Here is a 6581-nt window from a genome sequence, read left to right as displayed (position 1 = left end):
TTTGGAAAATCTGCCCAACCATAACGAACCGATACCGGTTTTGGAACGTCGGGGGAAGATACTACAACCGTATTCCCAACAATCCTGGCATCAGCAAAATAAAACTTCATATCGTTCCCGGCAATCGTAAAACCGTGAAGGGTATCTCCTTTAGCAACTAATCCCTGCGCAAGATTTGTAAAACCTATAATCACCTTATTGCCTTTAATTTTCATATTCTTAAAAATTGGTCCGGAATAATCTACATTTTTATTATAAGCTATTGAAAGGGCTGCTTTCATGGCACGTTCCCCAACAGGTTCCTTATTTAGATAATGCACATTGTTTTCGCCCAAATCCATAGTAATAATTAATGCAGTATTTTTTACCTGCCGGGTGGTTCGAAGTTGTGCTTCCTGAATAACAGCTATACCACTTTTTTCATTAGGATCAGTCTGATTTTTACGATTTGGTGCAAGCTGAAAAATAAGAAAAGGTAATTTTTTCATTCCCCAGTCTTCACGCCATTGTTTAATCAAAACAGGTAAAAGCTTTTGATATGAATTTGCCCGGTCAACATAAGCGTTTGATTCTCCCTGGTACCATGCAACGCCATGGATAGCATAAGGAATTAGGGGGGCAATTTCTCCATTGAAAAGCATAGTTGGGCCTCTGAGAGCTCCGGCTAGTCCGACTGGCATTGGAGGTGCCGGCAGGTTCTTTTCTTTAGCCTGTAATTTATCCTTCTCATACTTATCACGAATGGGCTTTTCTATTTCAAGACGTATTTTATAATCTGCCTTAATCGAGTCAAGAAAAGTAGACCTGTCGCGGTTTCTAACACTTTCAAGTCCCTGCCTGCTAATCCAGGCCTCGATAACAGTGCCTCCATAAGATGCATTGATAAATCCAACGGGAACACCAAGTTCTTTTTGTAATTTACTTAAAAACCAGTACCCTATTGCCGAAATATATTTCGTGTTTTTTGGTCCGGACAGTAACCATAAGGCTTTAACATCATGTTGCGGGGTTTCCGTATCATTGTGAGGTACATTAAAAATACGGAGATTGGCATTAGCTGAATTTGCAACTGCTTCATCTCCGCCAATACTGCGTGACAAAGCCCACTCCATATTCGACTGTCCTGAACAAATCCATACTTCTCCTACCTGAACATCAGTTATGACAATAGTATTTTTGCCTTTGATGATCATTGTCTGTGGTTTGCCAGTTTTTAACCGATTCAGCTTTACCATCCAGTTCCCTTTCCCATCTGCTTTTGTCGACTTGGTTTGCCCGGCAAATTTGACGACAACTGATTCATAAGGATCAGCCCAGCCCCATACAGGAACTTTCATCCCCCGCTGAAGTACCATGTGATCTGAAAATAATGCCGGAAGTTTTACATTGGCATTAGTCCGCTGGAATAAGGAACATACTGCCAAAAAGAGGAAAAGGACTTTATTCCATTGTAAAAATCCATTTTTAATTATCTTATTATAATTGTTCATTTCTAGAATATTAAAATCACTTATCAAATAAATCAGATTTTATTTCTTAAAATTGATTTACTTTAAAAATTTTGTAAATAGTATGGGTATATCAACATCTTTAAAAATACTTCTTGTAGTATTTACGCCAGTTGTCTGGGGGACAATTTGTATTCCCACAAATAAACGGGTTCCGCTCTAAAAACCTTAATAATTTATTGTTAATATAATTTTTATTTTGTTATGCTGCCTGGTTTCACTCATGCCCGGCTTAGATTTTACAGGTTGTAGAAACAAAACAATTTTGAACCATCGACAAAACCCGGGCAGAGTAAAAACAAGGTTTAACTGAAGAAGAACTTTCAAACTTACTAAATAAATCAAAAGCCTGGATGACAGGTTGTGCAACAGCACCAATTGGCATAGTCCGAATTTAGGAAGATAAAGAATTTTCAATACTGTCATCGGCTAACCGCCTTAAATACTTTTTTCAAATCCACCTTCAAAAGAGCAATTTTACCTGAAACATTACTGCCAAGTACCCAAAGAACAAAAGAAAAGTAATTCTGGACTATACTTTCCAATCCCGAATAAATCAAAAAAATAAATGATTATAAAATTTGAATATTTTATAATCATTTAAAAATATATTATAGGACATAGATAACAATCAATTAAATATAAGGCATTTAAAACAACAAGCGCTTTAATCCCATCTCCTAATAAAACCTTTATGGTCAGCTGCCCTACATTTATTCATGTTGTTAGAACACTTTATTCGTCCTTGTAAAGTTGGAATTCAGTAATAAAAGGCGACTTTTGCGCTTCCAGAATATTTAAACGGAATTCGCGGGCTTTAACGGTAGAAAATGGACGAAGAAAACCTTCCCCTATATTTTTCCCTTCAAACACTTGTTTCCATTGATCACCCACTTTATACTCCAGGCTAAATTTCTGAATATTCCTTTCAAAACTTCCACCTTCCTGAATAGCCACCGCGCAAATTTTTACAGGTTTCCCAAAATCGGCTTCCAGCCATCCTGTATGTTGGTCAGCAGCAGCTTTCCATTTTGTGTCGGCTTTGCCATCAAAGGCCATATCGGAGGTAGCACCGGTTTGTGATGATGAGGCAATTCCTTTCAAACCAAATGAAGGAGCTGCTTCAATCTGAGGTTCTCCTTTAATCTCAAGAGCTATTACACTAGCAATCTTGTTGGGTGCCGTTGCTGGTACCTGTATGGAAAGATGATTGCCAGAAGATTTCACTTTCAGATTCGTAGATTTTGAATCCGGTAAAAGAAGATATGCACGGTTCACCTGATTTTTAAGAGGCACGTTAAGTATCCCGTTATTGGGCCAGTTGAAGACATGCAGGTACAAGATATTTCCCTTACGGGTGCAGCGTCCCCACTTCAGATAAGGGAACGGACTTGCAGTTGTGGCATAAATAGAAGCTCCGTATGATTTCAGCCACTCACCCATTTCCTTTAAACGAACCACTGAAGAATCAGGGATAAGGCCTTCAGGAGTCGGGCCTACATTCAGCAGGTAATTTCCACCCTTTGAAGCAATATCAATCAGGTTTCTGATTAACTTTTCCGTGCTTTTCCAATTGTTATCCTTCTTTTTAAAGCCCCAGGTATCATTCATGGTCATGCACGATTCCCAGTTCTTTCCAGGAATACCAGTTGCAGGGATGCTCTGTTCAGGAGTTTCCAAATCGCCGGCGAAACCGCCACCCAAACGATTGTTGGTTATGATATTCGGTTGGAGTTTCAGGAGATTATGTATTTTTTCAGCCCTTTCCTTATTCATATCCACCGGGGTATCCCACCACAAAACAGCCACCGGCCCATATTTCGTAAGGATTTCATGTACCTGTGGAACAACAATTTTGTCAATATATTCATCCATGCTGCCATCCTGGGCCTTATCCCAATGTCCGCCTGCTGCAGCGCCACCCGGCTGGTGCCAGTCCTGTGCCTGCGAATAATAAAACCCAAGCTTCATATCATGCTTTGCACAGGCTTCGGCTAATTCTTTAATGACATCCCGTTTGAAAGGACTTGCATCCACAATGTTATAAGAACTAGCCTCAGATTTAAACATGGCAAAACCATCGTGATGTTTGGTTGTAATCACTATATATTTTACCCCTGCAGCTTTTGCAAGCGACACCCACTTGTCGGCATTGAATTTCACCGGATTAAATTGTTCAGCAAATTTGGCATAATCGGCCACAGGAATTTTGGCTCGGTTCATGATCCATTCCCCAATCCCGGGAATTTCCTTGCCATTCCATATACCTCCTGGAACGGAATATATTCCCCAATGGATGAACATGCCAAAACGGGCCTCATTCCACCATTTCATGCGTGCACTTTTTTGTTGTGGAGTCTCTGTTTGGGCTAAAAGCACATTGACTAAAAGCAATAAACTTATAGCCACAGAGATCAGTTTTTTGTAATTCGTTTTCATTTTTACAAGTTATTTATTGTTAGGAAATAAAAATTTAAATATTGTAATTATTTAATTCGCCTTTGTATTTTCCAGATGAAAGTTTTATTAAAGCATAACGCCCTTTTACCTTATATTTGGTCAGCTTTCCATTGATATAAATTTCAAAGTTTTTTGACTGGAAGGGTAAATTAACTTCTGCCCTGGTTCCGGCAGGTATACTCAAAGAGAAGGACAGTTTATGATCTATTTTCGTCCAAGACACATCGACCAAACCATGTTCGGTAACTACCGTGCCTTTTGCTTGGGTCAAATATCCCAATTGAGGTTTAATCAGTATTAAATTAGAGGATAAAGGTAAATTGACAGTTACTCCGAGAATATTAGCGCTCATAAAATATGCAGAGGCTGCCCCAAAATTATGGAAAGGTCTGTTTCCTCCAAAACCCTCAGCAACAGTGAATCCCTTATTGCTTAGCGCATACATCTTTATATAACGGGCTTTTATAATATCTAGAATTTTTTCATCCCATTCCTCCGTATCTTGAGCATATAAAAAGCGGAAAAACCAAAAATGGGTATAGGTCATAAACGTTTTTGAAGCATTTTCATAATTCTCCAGCAGCCAATTTTTTACAGCCGGTTCTTTATCAAGAGACACAACACCTCGGTCAAGGGGCAACAACGCCGAATGAAAAGTTGGCTTGAAAGAAGGGGCTGCTTTAAATAATTGAGCGCTATCACTCCAAAGTATGGTATTGAAGGCTTTGTATAAATGAGCTGCAGCTAACTTGTAGCTGGCAGCCGCAGAATTATCACCTATTGCTTTAGCCAAGTAAGAAGCATCTTTAAAAGCTTTATATACGAATGCATTGAGTGTGGCACCCTCACAGGTTTTGTACTTGAGAGGATTGTCAAAAATCACAAACTCACGACCCTTAATAAGGCCGGATGACGAACGATGCTGTAAAAACCAATTCATCTGACCCTTTAAAACCGGCCACATTTCCCTTACAAAATTTTTATCGCCAGTATAATTAAAATATTCGCGCAACGATTGCACCCAGATACAGGAATAATCTTCAATAAAACCATGTATATCGAACCTGTCAGAAGGATGATGAGCTTTTATACGTCCCGTGCTATCTTCACTCTGAGCAATATCCCGAATCATTTTACGAATCAACCGGGGATCACTATAAATATTGCCACTGCCAACAAATGCCACCCGAGTAAGAGGATACTCAACAATCCCGGCATCACCCATCCATTCAGCTCTTTCCCATGGGCAGTCCTGATATCCGTCTTCTGATACCTGTTGAAGCGTATAAACACTCATCGCCCATAAACGGGTTAAAACAGAATCGGAACATGAAAAACTTCCCTTAAGTTCGAAAGGATAAACCCGGTTAAAAAAATGGATGCCATGAATAATTATAGGAGCAGATGCGTTTATTTTGGTAACAGCATCTTTAATTCCGAAAGAATCGAATGTGCGAAAACTTTGACGGCCAGTCTTAGAAATATATTTTGTATTGCCTATCCGGACCACAGTCTTATCTGCCGCTTCAAAATCAATTGCTGCAGAAATCAAATAATTTCGGTTGAAGTTAATAGTCAGGCTGCTGTCAACCTTCAGAGGCAGACAAAGATGTTCACAATTAATTTTTTTTTCTGATAGCAGTGGAATGGAACGGGGATGCAGCTTTCCCCAAAGGGAACCTAATACATGAATCGCTCTTGGCCACTTAGAATCGTCGTAATCACTTGACAGACAATCACCATCTTCACTTGTAGCATCAATGGTCTCATCGAATCCGTTCCAATGGGATGTTGCATTTTTAAAACGTGTATTTCCATTACATTTCCAGGTTGAATCTGAACTGACTAAAAAGTCGCTACCTTCCAGAATCAATGCCAACCCCGGAACATGTTTCATGCGCATTCCATTCGAAATGCCGCCATATACCAGAACAGCTATTGTGTTATTCCCTTTTTTGAGAAAAGCCCCTACCTCTTTTGTATCGTATTCCGGCCATTTCGGATCAAACCTACTGGGACCGCTCAAAATATAATTCCCATTTATATAAAGGGCATAATATGAATCGGCAAAAATATTAACAACGGCCTTTGCTTTCTCATTCGATACTATAAATTTGTTTCTGAACACCACCGTTTGCTTATTATTGGCAGCCCAAATAAAAGAATGCTGAAGGCGTTCACCCATTTCAGCAGCTGAAACCATGATGTTAACCTGAAAAACTAAAAACAAGAAGAAAAATACTCTTTTCATCTGTATGTAATTTATTTATAATTACGAATGGAACGCCCGTAATATCTTAATTTGTGTTTGCAATTAATAAGATCGCGGGGGCACTTTAAACTAATTTTTCATACTTCAGCACAATTTACTTTATTCTTCCAAACAAGCCAGTAATCATTTAGGGAAATCACCAATGATTCAGTTAAAACCTTTCAGAAGTGATATAAAAACCTGAATTTGCATATATTAACAATCTTTCTTTAACTCCAGAACTCTGTTTTTATCTTTCATTTCTCCTATCAATATTTCATTCTTAAAGGAACTGAGAAAAGTGACAGCAGCAAAAAATATTGTTTAGGAATTTTACAAAATTTTACGCGTGTCGAAGATAC

At 38.8% G+C, this 6581-nt stretch carries 3 protein-coding genes; all 3 read right to left on the bottom strand.

Annotated elements, in window-relative coordinates:
* Positions 1 to 1490: sialate O-acetylesterase (locus Q8907_10960; GenBank protein ID MDP4274787.1), on the bottom strand; the 1490-nt coding region annotated here is incomplete at its 3' end.
* 753 nt (positions 1491 to 2243) lie between these two features.
* Positions 2244 to 3947 carry an alpha-L-fucosidase gene (locus Q8907_10955; protein ID MDP4274786.1) on the bottom strand — a complete coding sequence of 568 codons (1704 nt, stop codon included), beginning with the start codon at positions 3945 to 3947 and terminating at the stop codon, positions 2244 to 2246.
* 34 nt (positions 3948 to 3981) lie between these two features.
* Positions 3982 to 6219 (bottom strand): alpha-L-rhamnosidase C-terminal domain-containing protein, encoded by a 2238-nt coding sequence (locus Q8907_10950; protein ID MDP4274785.1) that lies wholly within the window; start codon positions 6217 to 6219, stop codon positions 3982 to 3984.
* Between the last annotated feature and the right edge of the window lie 362 nt (positions 6220 to 6581).

The sequence above is a fragment of the Bacteroidota bacterium genome (genome assembly GCA_030706565.1).
GTDB lineage: Bacteria > Bacteroidota > Bacteroidia > Bacteroidales > JAUZOH01 > JAUZOH01.
This window is presented reverse-complemented; position numbering and strand designations above follow the sequence as displayed.

Bases quoted from the DNA above. Each gene is read 5' to 3' on its own strand.
- Q8907_10955 (MDP4274786.1), bottom strand. From the start codon at position 3,947: ATGAAAACGAATTACAAAAAACTGATCTCTGTGGCTATAAGTTTATTG.
- Q8907_10950 (MDP4274785.1), bottom strand. From the start codon at position 6,219: ATGAAAAGAGTATTTTTCTTCTTGTTTTTAGTTTTTCAGGTTAACATC.